Source organism: Pararhodospirillum photometricum DSM 122, from assembly GCF_000284415.1.
GTDB classification, from domain to species: domain Bacteria; phylum Pseudomonadota; class Alphaproteobacteria; order Rhodospirillales; family Rhodospirillaceae; genus Pararhodospirillum; species Pararhodospirillum photometricum.
In genome coordinates this window covers 1,796,733-1,812,016 of sequence record NC_017059.1, presented here as the reverse complement: position 1 = coordinate 1,812,016, position 15,284 = coordinate 1,796,733, and the positions used below count along the sequence as shown (strand labels likewise).

Below are 15,284 nucleotides of genomic sequence, written 5' to 3'. Positions count from 1 at the left end.
GAGGCAGGGACACCCCGCCCCCCGGACTCGGGCAGGCCTAGCGCCCGCCTCGCCCCCCCAACGCCGCAACCTTGGCCGGATCAACCCACCACGTCATGAACTGAAGACCGGTGCGCGGGGTTTGGGCCGGACGGCCAAAGATGTTCCAATACGCGACCCGGTCCGCAGGTTGGTACCACTGGGGGATGACCAGGAAGGACCACTGCAGCACCCGATCCAGGGCGCGAACGCGGGTGATCAGATCGGGGCGGGAGGGAGCCTTGATCAGGCTTTCCACCAAGCGGTCCACGGCCGGAGACACGAAGCCGGCGTAATTGCTGCTCCCTGGAGTGGTCGCGGCGGCTTGGCTCCAGAAGTCACGTTGCTCGTTGCCCGGACTTTCGCTTTGCCCCCAGCCACTGACGATCATGTCATAATCGAACTGGGAGAGGCGGTTCATGTATTGGGCGGTATCGACGGTTCGCACGGCGAGTTTGATGCCCAGCCGCTCCAGATTTCGGGCAAACGGCAAGACGACGCGCTCGAACTCCGGCTGAACCAACAGGATCTCGAAGGCAAAGGGCGTGCCGTCAGCGTTGCGTAGCGCGCCATCGCGCACGGTCCAGCCAGCCTCGCCCAACAGGGCCAAGGCGCGGGCGAGATTGCTGCGCAGGCCGCCTTGGGCCTCATCCACGACGGGGGGCTGATAGGCCTCGGTGAAGACGCGCCGGGGAATCTGGTCACGCAACGGCTCCAAGAGCGCCAATTCCGCGGCATCGGGAAGGCCGATGGCCGACAGCTCGGAGTTATCGAAGTAGCTGCGCATCCGGCTGTATTCGGAATGAAACAGAGTCTGATTGGTCCATTCGAAGTCGAAGGCGTAGGCTAGAGCCTCGCGCACACGGGGATCTTGGAACAGTGGACGGCGCAGATTGTAGATAAAGCCCTGCATGCCGGCCGTGCGATGGTGGGGCAGTTTTTCCATCAAAATACGCCCGTCGCGCACGGCGGGCGTATCGTAGCCGGTGGCCCACTGACGGGCGACGTTTTCCAAACGGTAGTCGTAGGCACCGGCCTTGAAGGCTTCCAGCAAGACGGTCGCATCACGATAGGTGTCGTAGCGCACCGAATCGAAGTTGTCCTGACCCCGGTTGACCGGCAGATCGCGGCCCCAGTAGTCGGGCCGGCGAGCGTAGGTGATGGACCGCCCCGGTTCAAAACTCTCGATGCGATAGGGGCCACTGGACACCGGCGCTTCCAAGGTCGGCGCGCTGAAGTCGCGCCCCTGCCAGTAATGCTTGGGCAAAATCGGCATTTCGCCGACAATCAGCGGCAACTCCCGGTTTTGGTTGGTTTTGAAGACAAAACGGACCTGTTTGGGCCCCAGAACCTCCACCTTCGCCACATCGCTATAATACATATTATAGAGGGGCAGCCCCTGGGTCCTGAGCGTCTCCAAGGAGAAGGCCACGTCGTCGGCGGAGACGGGGGTGCCGTCGCTCCAGACGGCCTCGGACCGCAAGGTGAATGTGACCGACGAGCGATCCTCGGGCATCTCGACCGACTGGGCGATCAGGCCATATTTGCTGAAGGGCTCGTCGGCGGCCGCGACCATCAAGGTGTCAAGGGTCAAGGTGAGCCCCGGGGCGGCCTCGCCCTTGAGCGTCAAGGGATTGAGGGTGTCAAAGGCGCCCATGGCCCCCAGCCGCACCGCCCCTCCTTTGGGCGCGTCGGGATTGACGTAGTCAAAGTGCTTGAAGTCGGGCGGGTACTTGAGATCGCCGTGCATGGCGAGGCCATGCGCCGGTCCCGGCTCGGCGGCCAGGGCGGCACCGGCCCCTCCCGAAAGGGCGAGGGCGCCCCACAGGGCATAGGCAACAAAACGCATGCTAGGTCTCCAGATCAGGCGGCAAGCAGGGCCAGGGCATCGGCGTGGGCGGCGGCGTCCCCGGCGGCCAGAACCCGGTCGCCGGATCCGATGTGCAAGGGCCGCCCCTCCCAGTCGGTCATCCGCCCGCCGGCGCCCTCGACCACCGGGGCTAGGGCGGCGTAATCATGGAGCTTGAGCCCGGCCTCGCACACCAGATCGGCGTGCCCCAGGGCCAGCAGGCCATAGGCATAGCAATCGCAGCCATAGCGGCGCAGGTGGGCGCGTTGGCGCAGGCGCTCGAAGGCTGCGCTGTCCTCGGCGCGGTGAAAGAGCTCAACGGCGGTGGTATACAGCGCCGCCTGGGACACGGCGGGGCACGGGCGGGTACGCACCGGCAGACCGTTGAAGGTGGTGCCAAGGCCACGGCCGCCCAGCCAGCGCTCGTTCAAGATTGGCTGATTGATGACCCCGAGAAAGGGCCGGCCCTGATGGCACAAGCCAATCAGGGTGCCAAACGACGGCATGCCGGTGATGAAGGCGCCGGTGCCGTCGATGGGATCAAGCACCCAGACGAACTCGGCCTGCGGGTTCTCGGCCCCGTACTCCTCGCCGATGATCCCGTGGTCGGGGAAGGCCTGACGGATCAGACCGCGCATGGCCTGCTCCGCATCGCGGTCAGCCACGGTGACGGGTGAGGCATCCGCCTTGTCGTCCACGACCAGGGCTGTGCGAAACAAAGGGCGGATGAGGGCGGCCGACGCCTCGGCCAAGGTATGGGCCAAGGCCACAAACGGCTGGGCGGACAGGGTCACAGGACAGCCTCCGGTCCGAAAAAGGATGGGACCGTGAGGGTAGCCAAGGCCGCTGGTCGCCACAAGCGCCGACCCCCCGCAAGACCGAGGGGTCTGGGGAGGCCCCGCCGCCCCAGCCTTCCTTTTTTTCTGACGATTGCCCCGGGGTGCCCCCTGAAAAGGACGCTAGCGCTCGACAACCACCGGCCGCTCGGCCCGATCTTGCCAGCCGGCGGTTTCCAACTCGGGGATACCCAGCGCCTGCTCGGGCCAACCGATGCACAGCCACGCGATAAAGCGCCAGCCAGCGGGCACCTCGAGACTCCGGGTAACGACCTCGGGCGACAAGATGGAGACCCAGCCGACCCCAAGGCCCTGGGCCCGGGCGGCGAGCCACAGGGTATGAATGGCCAGCACCACCGAATAGGCGCGAGTCTCGGGCATGGTGGCTTGGCCCAAGCCGTGGCCCTGGGCCGTGGTGTCGTCGCAGAACACGGCCATCTGGACCGGCGCCTCGCGCAGGCCCTCGACCTTGAGGGCGGCGTAGGCGGCCTGACGCTCGGGGGGCTGGGCGTTTTGTGCACGGGCGTTGCAGGCGGCGAAGTCGGCGGCGACGGCCTCGATGCGCTCCGGGCTGCGCACGCGCACGAAACGCCAGGGCTGGGAGTTGCCAACGCTGGGGGCAAGGTGGGCACGGGCCAGCAGGGCCTCGACCAGGGGTTCGGGCACGGGGTCGGTGCGAAACCGCCGCACATCGCGCCGCCACGTCAGCAAGGTGTCGAGGTCGGCCTGGAAGGCGCCCGCAAAGGACGGGGGAGACGCGGCAGGAGGGGCCAGGGGGAGAAGCTGCGACATGAACGCTCCAGTCATCGAGATCCAAGAGCGATCCTAAAACGAGAGCGCCAGGGGAGGAACCGGTTTTCAACGGCGGCCGCCCCTGCCGAGCCCTCCCCTTTTCCTTGAGAGGGTCCAGGCTCAAAGGCTTGACCGATTCGCATGAATGGTCTACCCCGCCCCGGTTTATGCTCCCCAGGCCGGGGACGGCCCCGGCCTTGTCCCTAGCCGTGAGGCGTTGTCGATGAACCGCATCTTCTCGGGCGTACAGCCCACCGGAAACCTGCACCTGGGCAACTATCTGGGCGCCATCCGCAATTGGGTGCGCCTCCAGAGCGACTACGAGTGCCTGTTTTGCGTCGTCGATCAGCACGCCATCACGGTTTGGCAAGACCCCGCCACCTTGCGCCACGCCATTCGGGAAGTGACGGCCGGCTTGCTGGCGGCCGGTCTGGATCCCAAGAAAAACGTCCTGTTCAACCAGTCCACGGTACCGGCCCACGCCCAGTTGGCCTGGGTGTGCAATTGCGTCGCGCGCATGGGCTGGCTCAACCGGATGACCCAGTTCAAGGAAAAGGCCGGCAAGAACCGCGAGAATGCGTCGGTGGGTTTGTTCGCCTACCCCAATCTGATGGCCGCCGACATCCTGATTTACAAGGCGACCCATGTGCCGGTGGGCGAGGACCAAAAGCAGCATTTGGAACTGACCCGCGACATCGCGCAAAAGTTCAACAATGACTACGGGGTTGATTTCTTCCCGCTGACCGAGCCCTTGATCCTGGGCGAGGCCACCCGGGTGATGTCGCTGCGCGACGGCTCGAAGAAGATGAGCAAGTCCGACGAGTCGGATTTCTCGCGCATCAATATGACGGACACCGCCGACACTATCGCCCAGAAGTTGAAAAAGGCAAAAACCGACCCGGAACCCCTGCCAGAAACGGTGGAAGGACTGGACGGGCGCCCGGAAGCGGCCAATCTGGTGGGAATCTACGCCGCGCTGGCCGACCTCACCCGGGCCGAGGTGCTGGCGCGCGTAGGGGGGCAGCCGTTCAGCGCCTTCAAGAACGAGCTGACGGACCTCGCGGTGTCGGTCTTGCAACCGATCAACACCGAGATGGCCCGCCTGATGGCCGATCCTGGGGCGATTGACGCGGTCTTGCGCGACGGCGCCGAGCGCGCCAACGCCATTGCCCAGCCGATTTTGGCGGACATTTACGATATTGTCGGCCTTTTGCGCCCGTAACCCCGGCCTGCGGACCTGATCATGGACCATTTCACGTACAAGTCCGGCATTTTGCATGCCGAGGATGTTCCCCTGCCCCGCATCGCGGAGTCGGTGGGCACGCCGTTTTATGTGTATTCCAGCGCAACCTTGGAGCATCACTACCGGGTGATCACCGAGGCCTTCACCGGCCAGGATGCGCACGTCTGCTTCGCCACCAAGACCAACGGCAACAAGGCCGTGCTGACCTTGTTGGGCCGACTGGGCGCCGGCGCCGACGTGGTGAGCGTGGGCGAGATGCGCCATGCCATCGCCGCCGGCATTCCGGCCAAGCGGGTGGTGTTCTCCGGGGTGGGCAAGACCCGCGACGAACTGACCGCCGCCTTGTCACTGGGGATCGCCCAGATCAACGTCGAGTCCGAGCCCGAGCTGCGCGCCCTCTCGGAGTTCGCCTCGGCCATGGGAACGCTGGCGCCGGTCGCCCTGCGCATTAATCCCGACGTGACCGCCGACACCCACGACAAGATCTCCACCGGGCGCAAGGAGAACAAGTTCGGCATCGACTGGGCCACGGCGCCGGCCTTGTTCCGCCTCGCCAACACCTTGCCCGGCATTGATCTCAAGGGCGTTGCGGTGCACATCGGCTCGCAGATCCTCGATCTGGCGCCGTTCCGGGCGGCCTTCTTGCGCCTGCGCGAGTTGGTGCTTTCGCTGCGCGGCGAGGGGATTGCCCTGAAGCGGGTGGATCTGGGCGGTGGCCTTGGGGTGCCCTACCACCGCGACGACCCGTCAAGCCCGGCGCCGAGCGCTTATGCCGCCTTGGCCAAGGAGTGCTTTGGCGACCTGGGCGTGACCTTGATCCTGGAGCCCGGCCGCCTGATCGCCGGCAACGCCGGCCTGCTGGTCTCGCGCGTGGTCTATGTGAAGGAAGGGGCGGCGCGCAAGTTCCTGATCCTTGATGCCGGCTTCAACGATCTCGTGCGCCCGGCCATGTACGACGCCTATCATGAGATCCTGCCCGTCGAGCAGCCGGCCCCGGACGCCCCCTACGAGCCGCTGGACGTGGTCGGGCCCATTTGTGAAACCGGCGACCTGTTCGCCCGGCAGCGGCCCCTGCCGCCCCTGGCCCCGGACGCCTTGGTGGCCTTTGCCACGGCGGGCGCTTATGGCGCGGCCATGTCCTCCACCTACAACGGCCGCCCCCTGGTGCCCGAGGTGCTGGTCAAGGGCAACCGCTTCGATGTCGTGCGCCGCCGCCCCACCCTGGCCGAGATGACCGCCCTGGAAAGCGTCCCCGAGTGGCTCAAATAACCTCCTGACCCCCCACCCCCCCTTTTTTCTTGAACCCAAAAAAGAAAAAAGGGGGTCTGGGGCATCGCCCCAGGCGGGGCCCGGGGCGGCAGCCCCGCGTCACCTCGTCTGGCGCCCCCCCCGCTTCCCGACCCGAGCCAGAGGCAACCCCATGAACACCGTCTCCCTTGCCGAATGGGCGGGACGCTTGAGCGAAGCCCGCGTGGTGTGCGCCGGCGACGTCATGCTTGATCGCTTCGTCCACGGCGCGGGTGGAGCGTATCTCCCCGGAAGCCCCCTTGATCTGCCCGCCGTGGCCGCGCGCGCCGAGGCCCGGTTGGCCAAGGTCGGGCTGGGCGAGCGGGTCTGCTGCCTTGGCGGGGATTTTCGGGGCGATCCCGTGCCCCGGGGTGCCGATCTCATTTCCTTGGTCCGGGTGGTGCACGACCACGAGGATGCCACCGTGCGAGTCTTGCTGCGCGCCGCGCGGGAGGCCCTGGAGCCCGGCGGGACGCTGCTGGTGGCCGAGCCCATGGCGGCCGTCGGCGCCGAGTCGGCCACCGCGTACTTCCTGTTTTACCTCCTGGCCATGGGCTCGGGCCGGCCGCGCACCCCCGAGGCCCTGAGCGCTTTGCTGCACGAGGCGGGGTTTTCCCGGGTGCGCAAGGTGCCGACGCGTCGGCCGCTCCTGGTGTGTCTTCTGGCCGCAACGCCTTGAAACCCGCCCCGCAAGGGTAGGCTTGACACGCCCTCGAACGCCGCTACGATGGCGCCACGTTTCGACCAATAACAATCCAGACACAAAGCGGACACCGAGCCACCCATGGACACTCTCGCTGTCGTCATAGAAAAACCACAATCGCTGGGGCTCAAGCGACTACCGCTCACCCCCCCAACCGAGGCCGATGTGGTGGTGGCGATCGAGTGGTCCGGGATCAGCACAGGCACCGAGCGCCTGCTGTGGAGCGGCCGCATGCCGCCGTTTCCCGGCCTGGGCTATCCCTTGGTGCCGGGCTATGAGTCGGTGGGCCGGGTGATCGAGGCGGGCGCCGCCTCGGGGCGGGCGGTGGGCGAGCGGGTGTTCGTGCCCGGCGCTACCTGCTACGGTGAGGTGCGCGGCCTGTTTGGTGGGGCCGCCGCCAAGGTCGTGGTCCCCGGGGCCCGCGTGGTGCCCTTGCCCGAGGGCATGGACGAGACCGGTACCTTGTTTGCGCTGGCCGCGACCGCCCATCATGCGGTGACCCTGCCGGGCAGCGCACTGCCCGACCTGATCATCGGCCATGGGGTCCTGGGCCGTCTGGTGGCCCGGGTGGTGGTGGCCCTTGGCGGGCGGCCGGTGGTCTGGGAGAAGAATCCGGCGCGGTGCGACGGGGCCCTGGGCTACGAGGTGGTCGATCCCGACGCCGATGGGCGCAAAGATTACACGTCGATTTGTGATGTGAGCGGCGATGCGGGCCTGCTCGATACCTTGATTGCCCGTCTGGCCCCCCAGGGCGAGATCGTTTTGGCCGGGTTCTACGAGGCCCCGCTCTCCTTTACCTTCCCCCCCGCCTTCATGCGCGAGGCGCGGCTGCGCGTGGCCGCCCAATGGAAGCCGGCCGACGTGGCCGGGATCTTGGCCCTGCTGGGCGACGGGCGTCTGTCGCTGGCCGGCCTCATTACCCACCACGCTCGTCCCGAAGAGGCCGATGCCGCCTATCGCACGGCGTTTGGCGATCCCGCGTGCTTGAAGATGATTCTTGACTGGAGATCCGCGTCATGACCGGACTGCCCCCCCTCTGTCCCCCGGCCCCGGTGGCCGAGCAGCCCGACCGCGCCGGCGGTTCGACGCTCGGGCCCCGTCCGGGCGAGACGCAGATCATCGCCATTTATGGCAAGGGCGGGATCGGTAAGAGCTTCACGCTCTCCAACCTGTCTTACATGATGGCCCGCCAGGGCAAGCGCGTGTTGCTGATCGGCTGCGATCCTAAGAGCGATACCACTTCCTTGCTGTTTGCCGGCCGGGCCTGCCCCACCATCATTGAGACGGCGGCCAAGAAGCGCCTCGCCGGCGAGGAAGTGCGCATTGAGGATGTTTGCTTCAAGCGCGACGGCGTGTTTGCCATGGAGTTGGGCGGTCCCGAGGTGGGGCGCGGTTGCGGCGGGCGCGGCATTATCCATGGCTTCGAGATTCTGGAAAAGCTGGGCTTCCATGAGTGGGGCTTTGACTACGTCTTGCTCGACTTCCTGGGCGACGTGGTGTGCGGCGGCTTTGGTCTGCCCATTGCCCGCGACCTGTGCCAGAAGGTCATCGTGGTCGGCTCCAACGACCTCCAGTCGCTTTATGTCGTGAACAACGTCTGTTCGGCCGTGGAGTACTTCCGCCGGCTGGGCGGGTCGGTCGGCGTGGCCGGCATGGTCATTAATAAGGAAGATGGCACCGGCGAGGCCCAGGCCTTCGCGGCCAAGGCCGGTGTGCCGGTGCTCGCGACCATTCCCGCCAACGAAGACATCCGGCGCAAGAGCGCGGCCTACGAGATCGTCGCCATGCCGGGCGGCGAGTGGGCCCCCTTGTTTGAGGCCCTGGCCGCCAACGTGGCCGCTGCGCCGCCCATCCATCCCACGGCGCTGACCCAAGAAGAGTTGCTGGGCCTGTTTAAGAGCGAGGACGTAGGGCGCGACGTGGTGTTGGAGCCGGCGACCATGGAGGATATGTGCGGCGGGGTCATTGAGGCCCGTCCGTCCCTCGAGATCGTGTACGAAACCCCGTGAGTGCGCCCCAGTCAGATCGCGCCAAGGATCCGTCCGTCATGACGCCGCTTGATCGTCCGTCCGATCCGACGCCCGCCGCGGGCTCTGCCTGTGGGACCGTGGGCTTTCCCGTCCCGGCGGGGCCCCATGGTCGGGCGCCCACCATGTGTCCGGCCTTTGGCTCGCTGCGCGTCGGTTTGCGCATGCGCCGCACCGCGTCGGTGTTGTGCGGGTCGGCGTGCTGTGTGTATGGCCTGAGCTTCACGGGACATTTTTATGGGGCGCGCCGCACCATTGGCTACGTGCCCTTTACCTCGGAGACCCTGGTCACCGGCAAGCTGTTCGAGGACTTGCGCGAGGCCGTGTATCAGCTCGCTGACCCCGAGCGCTACGACGCCGTGCTTGTGACCAATTTGTGCGTGCCCTCCGCCTCGGGCGTGCCCTTGCGGCTGTTGCCCAAGGAGATCAACGGGGTGCGCATCATCGGCATCGACGTGCCCGGCTTTGGCGTTGGCACCCATGCCGAGGCCAAGGATGTGTTGGCCGGGGCCATGCTGCGCTATGCCCGCACCGAGGCCGAACAAGGCCCGGTGATGGCGCCGCGCGGCGGCCCCAGCGACAAGCCCACGGTTACCTTGATGGGCGAGATGTTCCCGGCCGATCCCATGACCATTGGTGCCATGCTGGCTCCTATGGGGCTGGCGGTGGGGCCGGTGGTGCCGACCCGGGAGTGGCGCGAACTGTACGCCGCCCTCGACTGCGCCGTGGCCGCGGCCATCCATCCGTTCTATGTCGATTCGATTCGCGAGTTCCGACACGCCGGCCGTCCGGTCATCGGCTCGGCTCCCGTGGGCTACCATGGGACGGCGGCGTGGTTGGAATCGGTAGGGAAAGCTTGCGGCGTCGCTTCCGACGCTGTGGCGGCGGCCCAAAACCGCATCCTGCCCGCCATCCAAGGCGCCCTGGCCGGGGCGCCGATCAAGGGCCGCATCACCCTCTCGGGCTATGAGGGCTCGGAACTGCTGGTTGCGCGTCTTCTGATCGAAAGTGGCGCGGAGGTTCCGTATGTCAGCACAGCCTTGCCGCGCACGCCCTGGTCCGAGGAGGACCGGCAGTGGCTGGAGGCCAAGGGGGTGATTGTCGCCTACAGGGCGCCCCTGGAACAAGATATCGGGGCCGTGGAAGCGTTTCGACCCGATCTGGCGATCGGCACCACCCCGGTGGTGCAGGCGGCCAAGGAGCGGGCGATTCCGGCCCTCTATTTCACCAACCTGATCTCGGCACGCCCCCTGATGGGACCAGCTGGCGCGGGTTCTCTCGCTCAGGTTGTTAATGCCGCAGTGGCGAATAAAGGCCGTTTTGAGGCGATGAAGCGCTYTTTTTCTGGCGTTGGGACCGGCGATGTGGCAGGTAACTGGGACGAGGCGCCCCGGTGCCGAGCCGGCCAGAGGGAGGCTTCGTAAATGTTGGTCCTGGATTTGGATCGCGCGGGCGGATACTGGGGAGCCGTTTACGTGTTTACGGCGGTGAAGGGGCTTCAGGTCATGATCGACGGCCCGGTGGGCTGCGAGAACCTGCCGGTCACGGCGGTTCTGCACTACACCGACGCGCTGCCGCCTCATGAGTTGCCCGTCGTCGTCACCGGTCTGGGGGAAGAAGAGTTGGGGCGCGAAGGCACCGAGGGCGCGATGAAGCGGGCCCACGCGGTGCTCGACCCGGCCAAGCCGGCCGTCGTGGTGACCGGCTCCATCGCTGAGATGATCGGCGGCGGCGTGACCCCGGCGGGGACCAACATCCAGCGCTTCTTGCCGCGCACCATCGACGAGGACCAGTGGCAGTCCGCCGACCGGGCCATGACGTGGCTGTGGCAGCAGTACGGCGCCAAGAAGACCGCCAAGCCGGCCCCCCGTCCGGCGGGCGCCAAGCCGCGGGTGAACCTGATTGGCGCCGCCTACGGCACGTTCAACATGTACTCGGATCTGGCCGAGATCCGCCGCTTGGTGGAGGGGATCGGCGCCGAGGTGAACCTCGTGTTCCCGCTGGGCTGCGCGCTCTCCGAGATCGGGCGCTTGGCGGAGGCCGACGCGAGTGTGTGCCTGTACCGCGAGTTTGGCACCGCCGTGTGCGAGGCCATCGGCAAGCCCTGGTTGCGGGCTCCCGTGGGTCTGGGCGCGACGACCAACTTCCTGCGGGCCCTGGGCGCGCATCTGGGACTTGACCCGGAGCCGTTTATCGAGCAGGAAAAGCATACGACCTTGAAGCCCCTGTGGGACCTCTGGCGGTCGGTGACGCAAGACTTCTTTGGCACCGCGTCGTTTGGCGTGGTGGCGACCGAAACCTACGCCCGGGGCCTTCAGGGGTTCCTGGGAGACGAAATGGGCCTGCCCTGCACCTTTGCGATTGCTCGTCGCCCCGGTGGCAAGACGGATAATGATATGGTGCGGGCCTCGGTTCAGGGCAAGACCCCGCTGGTGCTGTTCGGCAGCTATAACGAGCGGATGTACTTGGCCGAGACCGGCGGGCGGGCGATGTATATTCCGGCGTCGTTCCCGGGCGCGGTGGTGCGCCGGCATACGGGAACGCCGTTCATGGGCTACGCAGGCGCGACCTACCTGGTTCAGGAAGTGTGCAACGCGCTCTTCGATGCCCTGTTTGGGATCCTGCCCCTGGGCACGGACCTCGACCGTGTGGAAGCGACCCTGTCGCGTCTGCACCGCGAGCTGCCTTGGGAAGAAGAGGCTCGTCAAGCGCTGGAGCGCTTGGTAGACGCAGAGCCGGTGTTGGTTCGTATTTCCGCCGCCAAGCGGCTTCGCGATACAGCGGAGCGGGCGGCGCGGGATGCCGGAGCCGAAGTGGTCACCGCCGATCTGGTGATCCGGGCTCTGGGTCGTCCCGAGGGGAGGGCGGTTCACTAAGGGCGCCCGCCCTGGGGGGTGAAAGTTTCGTCAGCCTTTCCTCCGCTCCTGGGGGGAGGGGTGTCGGATCCGGTCGTTCGTTCCTGGTCGTTGGGCGAACGAGTCAACGAAGGAGCTTGCTCCTTTAGCGAAACCGGCGCGCTTCGGCGCGGACGACCTAAGTGGGCTAGTATCAGGAGGTAAACACATGGTTGATAATGCTACGCTGAACGAAGAAGAGGCCAAGGAGTTTCACAACACGTTCTCGAGCAGCGCCTCCGGCTTCATCGCCGTTGCCGCCATCGCTCACGTCCTTGCTTGGCTGTGGCGTCCCTGGATTCCGGGCCCGAATGGCTATGCCATGGACCTGGTGAACCAGACCCTGACGTTCCTGTCGTAATTGGAGGACTGAGATATGTGGCGTATTTGGCTGCTTTTTGATCCGCGTCGTGCTCTGGTCGGTCTGTTCGCGTTCCTGGCCGTCCTCGCTCTGCTGATCCACTTCCTGCTGCTCAGCACCGAGCGGTTCAACTGGCTGGAAGGCAACCCCGTCAAGGCTGCTCAGGTCTCTGTGACCTCCGTGCTGTCGTAAGCGGGCGTTTTTCGCTAGTCAGTAGCGTCGCGTGCCGACGGCAGCGGGCGGATCCTGGGGGTTTCCAGGCCGCCCGCTGCCGACCACTCGGCGGGGCGGCGGTCGTTCAAAGACTCCCGACCGGAGGGCCCATAAATGGCCATGCTCAGTTTTGAAAGAAAGTACCGTGTCCGCGGCGGGACGCTGGTGGGAGGAGATCTGTTTGACTTCTGGGTGGGGCCGTTCTACGTCGGCTTCTTCGGAGTCACGACGTGTCTCTTCGCTTCCCTCGGCATCGCCCTGATCCTGTTGGGGACGGCGCTGGGACCGACTTGGAATCCCCTGCGGATTAATATTGCTCCCCCGGATCTTTCCTATGGTCTGGGTTTTGCGCCGTTGATGAAGGGCGGTCTGTGGCAGCTGATCACGATCTGCGCCATTGGCGCTTTTGTGTCGTGGGCGCTGCGTCAGGTCGAAATCGCGCGCAAGCTCGGCATGGGGCTTCACATTCCGTTCGCTTTCTCCTTCGCGATTTTTGCCTATCTTGCGCTGGTGGTGATTCGCCCGCTTCTGCTGGGCGCGTGGGGTCACGGGTTCCCCTACGGCATTTTGAGCCACCTGGACTGGGTGTCGAACATTGGCTACCAGTTCCTGCACTTCCACTATAACCCCGCTCATATGATCGGTATCACCTTCTTCTTCACCAACTGCATGGCGCTCGCGATGCACGGGTCGATCATTCTGTCGGCCTCGAACCCGGGCAAGGGTGAGAAGGTGAAGGGGTCCGAACACGAGAATACCTTCTTCCGGGATGTGGTGGGCTACTCCATCGGCACGCTGGGCATTCACCGCCTTGGTGTTTTCCTGGCTATCAGCGCCGCTTTCTGGAGTGCCGTCTGCATCATTCTCAGCGGCCCCTTCTGGACCCGCGGCTGGCCGGAATGGTGGAACTGGTGGCTCCAGTTCCCGTACAGCTTCGTTGGCTAGTGGGTGAGGGGTAACGACAATGGCCGATTACCAGAACATTTTTAACACCGTGCAGGTTCGCACTGAGCCGCACCATGGTGTTGAGCTCCCCAAGGGGGAACTGGGCCGCGAAGGCAAGCCGATTTTTGTTTGGCTGCTGGGCAAGATTGGTGACGCCCAGTTTGGACCGATCCACTTGGGCGTGGCCGGTACCGTGTCCGCCGTCTTGTTTGCGTTCGCTTTCCTGATCATCGGCGCCAACTTCCTGGCTTCGGTGGACTGGAACCCGATCGAGTTCATCCGTCTGCTTCCGTGGCTTGCCCTGGAGSCCCCCGCGCCCGAACTGGGTCTGGGTCTGGCGCCGATGAACGCGGGCGGCTGGTGGCAGATCACTGGCTTCTTCCTGACCATGTCCCTGCTCGTGTGGTGGTGGCATGTCTACAACCGCGCTCGCGCTCTGGGTCTTGGCACTCACATGGCCTGGGCCTTCGCTTCCGCGCTGTTCTTGTACCTGACCCTGGGCTTCATTCGTCCGCTGCTGCTGGGCAACTGGGGTGAGGCGGTTCCGTTTGGCCTGTTCGCTCACCTGGACTGGACCGCGGCCTTCTCGCTGCGCTACGGCAACCTGTACTACAATCCGTTCCACATGCTGTCGATCGCGTTCCTGTACGGCTCCGCCGTCCTGTTCGCGATGCACGGCGCCACCATTCTGGCCGTGAGCCACCTGGGTGGTGACCGCGAGGTGGAGCAGATCACCGACCGTGGTACGGCCGCCGAGCGCGCCGCCCTGTTCTGGCGCTGGACCATGGGCTTCAATGCGACCATGGAGTCGATCCACCGCTGGGCCTGGTGGTTCGCCGTCTTGACGCCGCTGACCGGTGCCATCGGCATGCTGCTGACCGGTACGGTCGTGGAGAACTGGTACCTCTGGGGTATTGACCATGGCTTGGTGCCGACCTACCCGGCCATTGCCGACCCGGTGGTTACCGACCCCGCGCTGGCCCAGTGACGAAGGAGCTCCACGATGAGTATCTTTAAGCAGAAGGGCCCGACCCCTCTCCTGGTGTCCTACGCCGTGTGGATCATTCTCGGCGTTGGTCTCCTGCACACCGTCCTGTTCTGGGCGGCGGACAACACCGTCTCCGTGCAGGCCGGCTTCCGTGGCACCGGCATGCAGACCATCTCCAAGAAGGACGCGCCGGTTCCGGCCACCTTCGCGGCGCCCGAAGTCCTGCCCACCGTCGAGACGGGCAAGGCTCTGGCCAAGGACATGTATGTCAACGTTCCGGTTCTGGGCCATCTGAAGGTTGAAGAGTTCAACCGTCTGATGGAGCAGATGACCGCCTGGGTGACGCCGAAGGAAGGCTGCTTGTACTGCCACTCCAACGACGGTCTGGACAAGGACAACGTGTACACGAAGGTCGTGTCGCGTCGCATGATCCAGATGACCCAGTACATCAATGCCAACTGGTCGCAGCACGTTCAGCCCTCCGGCGTGAACTGCTACACCTGCCACCGCGGTAAGCCGATCCCGGCCAACTACTTCTGGACCGAGCCGGCCAACACCAAGGTCGGTCTGGGCAACGACGCCGGTCAGAACAAGCCCTCCATCGGCCTGACCGCCATGCAGCGCGACGTGTTCACCCCCTACCTCCTCAACGCGAACTCCATCCGCGTCGAGGGTCTGACCAGCCTGCCCAAGAAGGGCACCGTCGGCGAAGGCCCGAGCCTCCAGGCCACTGAAGGCAGCTATTCGCTGATGATCCACATCTCCAAGGCGCTGGGCGTCAACTGCACCCACTGCCACAACACCCAGTCCACCGCCGACTGGTCCCTCAGCACGCCGCAGCGCGTTATTGCCTGGCACGGTCTGAACATGATCCGCGCCGTCAACAACGAGTACTTGGCCCCGCTGAAGGACGCCATGCCGGAGAAGCGTCTGGATGGGTCGCAGCTGAAGGGCCCCACCGGCGACGCGCCGAAGGCCAACTGCGCCACCTGCCACAATGGCCAGAACAAGCCTCTGGGCGGCGTGAGCCTCCTGGAAACCTACCCGGTCCTGAAGGCGGCGAAGTAAGCTTTCTTTTGGATCGGCCCTCGGGTCGGATCATGAGACGGCGCGGAGAAATCCGCGCCG

General features: G+C 65.6%; 15 protein-coding genes. 12 read left to right on the top strand and 3 right to left on the bottom strand.

Annotated elements, in window-relative coordinates:
- Positions 1-37: 37 nt before the first annotated feature.
- From RSPPHO_RS08040 to bluB, 3 genes are all read right to left on the bottom strand, one after another.
- Positions 38-1,867, bottom strand: a complete 1,830-nt coding sequence (locus RSPPHO_RS08040; protein WP_014414772.1) for an extracellular solute-binding protein — start codon at positions 1,865-1,867, stop codon at positions 38-40.
- Between the two features lie 14 nt (positions 1,868-1,881).
- Positions 1,882-2,661 (bottom strand): histidinol-phosphatase, encoded by a 780-nt coding sequence (hisN, locus tag RSPPHO_RS08035; protein WP_041794756.1) that lies wholly within the window; start codon positions 2,659-2,661, stop codon positions 1,882-1,884.
- Between the two features lie 165 nt (positions 2,662-2,826).
- Positions 2,827-3,495, bottom strand: a complete 669-nt coding sequence (gene bluB, locus RSPPHO_RS08030; RefSeq protein ID WP_051013757.1) for a 5,6-dimethylbenzimidazole synthase — start codon at positions 3,493-3,495, stop codon at positions 2,827-2,829.
- 223 nt (positions 3,496-3,718) lie between these two features.
- Here bluB and trpS point away from each other — a divergent pair, with 223 nt between their 5' ends.
- From trpS to pufC, 12 genes are all read left to right on the top strand, one after another.
- Entirely contained in the window at positions 3,719-4,717 is a 999-nt protein-coding gene (gene trpS, locus RSPPHO_RS08025) for a tryptophan--tRNA ligase (protein ID WP_041794755.1), read from the top strand.
- Positions 4,718-4,738: 21 nt separating this feature from the next.
- Positions 4,739-6,007, top strand: a complete 1,269-nt coding sequence (gene lysA, locus RSPPHO_RS08020) for a diaminopimelate decarboxylase (protein ID WP_014414768.1) — start codon at positions 4,739-4,741, stop codon at positions 6,005-6,007.
- A 292-nt stretch (positions 6,008-6,299) separates the two neighbouring features.
- On the top strand, positions 6,300-6,704 hold the full coding sequence (locus RSPPHO_RS08015; protein WP_014414767.1) for a methyltransferase: 405 nt from the start codon (positions 6,300-6,302) through the stop codon (positions 6,702-6,704).
- Between the two features lie 105 nt (positions 6,705-6,809).
- Positions 6,810-7,748: a chlorophyll synthesis pathway protein BchC gene (gene bchC, locus RSPPHO_RS08010; protein ID WP_014414766.1), complete on the top strand. Its 939-nt coding sequence runs from the start codon at positions 6,810-6,812 to the stop codon at positions 7,746-7,748.
- Complete coding sequence (locus RSPPHO_RS08005) at positions 7,745-8,737, top strand: chlorophyllide a reductase iron protein subunit X (RefSeq protein WP_014414765.1); 993 nt, start codon at positions 7,745-7,747, stop codon at positions 8,735-8,737. Before bchC ends, RSPPHO_RS08005 begins: the two co-directional genes overlap by 4 nt.
- A gap of 38 nt (positions 8,738-8,775) precedes the next feature.
- Positions 8,776-10,179, top strand: coding sequence for a chlorophyllide a reductase subunit Y (gene bchY, locus RSPPHO_RS08000; RefSeq protein WP_242390606.1), 1,404 nt, complete (start codon positions 8,776-8,778; stop codon positions 10,177-10,179).
- Entirely contained in the window at positions 10,180-11,631 is a 1,452-nt protein-coding gene (gene bchZ, locus RSPPHO_RS07995; RefSeq protein WP_014414763.1) for a chlorophyllide a reductase subunit Z, read from the top strand. It begins immediately after the preceding gene.
- Positions 11,632-11,818: 187 nt separating this feature from the next.
- Positions 11,819-12,010 (top strand): light-harvesting antenna LH1, beta subunit, encoded by a 192-nt coding sequence (gene pufB, locus RSPPHO_RS07990; protein WP_014414762.1) that lies wholly within the window; start codon positions 11,819-11,821, stop codon positions 12,008-12,010.
- Between the two features lie 15 nt (positions 12,011-12,025).
- Complete coding sequence (gene pufA, locus RSPPHO_RS07985) at positions 12,026-12,202, top strand: light-harvesting antenna LH1, alpha subunit (protein WP_014414761.1); 177 nt, start codon at positions 12,026-12,028, stop codon at positions 12,200-12,202.
- Between the two features lie 135 nt (positions 12,203-12,337).
- The gene (gene pufL, locus RSPPHO_RS07980) at positions 12,338-13,168 is read left to right on the top strand and encodes a photosynthetic reaction center subunit L (protein WP_014414760.1); all 831 of its coding nucleotides are present in this window, start codon (positions 12,338-12,340) and stop codon (positions 13,166-13,168) included.
- Between the two features lie 19 nt (positions 13,169-13,187).
- Positions 13,188-14,156, top strand: coding sequence for a photosynthetic reaction center subunit M (gene pufM / locus RSPPHO_RS07975; RefSeq protein ID WP_014414759.1), 969 nt, complete (start codon positions 13,188-13,190; stop codon positions 14,154-14,156).
- Between the two features lie 15 nt (positions 14,157-14,171).
- Complete coding sequence (gene pufC, locus RSPPHO_RS07970; protein ID WP_014414758.1) at positions 14,172-15,224, top strand: photosynthetic reaction center cytochrome PufC; 1,053 nt, start codon at positions 14,172-14,174, stop codon at positions 15,222-15,224.
- Positions 15,225-15,284 lie beyond the last annotated feature (60 nt).

Bases quoted from the DNA above. Each gene is read 5' to 3' on its own strand.
- RSPPHO_RS08040 (WP_014414772.1), bottom strand. From the start codon at position 1,867: ATGCGTTTTGTTGCCTATGCCCTGTGGGGCGCCCTCGCCCTTTCGGGA.
- bluB (WP_051013757.1), bottom strand. From the start codon at position 3,495: ATGTCGCAGCTTCTCCCCCTGGCCCCTCCTGCCGCGTCTCCCCCGTCC.
- trpS (WP_041794755.1), top strand. From the start codon at position 3,719: ATGAACCGCATCTTCTCGGGCGTACAGCCCACCGGAAACCTGCACCTG.
- lysA (WP_014414768.1), top strand. From the start codon at position 4,739: ATGGACCATTTCACGTACAAGTCCGGCATTTTGCATGCCGAGGATGTT.
- bchC (WP_014414766.1), top strand. From the start codon at position 6,810: ATGGACACTCTCGCTGTCGTCATAGAAAAACCACAATCGCTGGGGCTC.
- RSPPHO_RS08005 (WP_014414765.1), top strand. From the start codon at position 7,745: ATGACCGGACTGCCCCCCCTCTGTCCCCCGGCCCCGGTGGCCGAGCAG.
- bchZ (WP_014414763.1), top strand. From the start codon at position 10,180: ATGTTGGTCCTGGATTTGGATCGCGCGGGCGGATACTGGGGAGCCGTT.
- pufB (WP_014414762.1), top strand. From the start codon at position 11,819: ATGGTTGATAATGCTACGCTGAACGAAGAAGAGGCCAAGGAGTTTCAC.
- pufA (WP_014414761.1), top strand. From the start codon at position 12,026: ATGTGGCGTATTTGGCTGCTTTTTGATCCGCGTCGTGCTCTGGTCGGT.
- pufL (WP_014414760.1), top strand. From the start codon at position 12,338: ATGGCCATGCTCAGTTTTGAAAGAAAGTACCGTGTCCGCGGCGGGACG.
- pufC (WP_014414758.1), top strand. From the start codon at position 14,172: ATGAGTATCTTTAAGCAGAAGGGCCCGACCCCTCTCCTGGTGTCCTAC.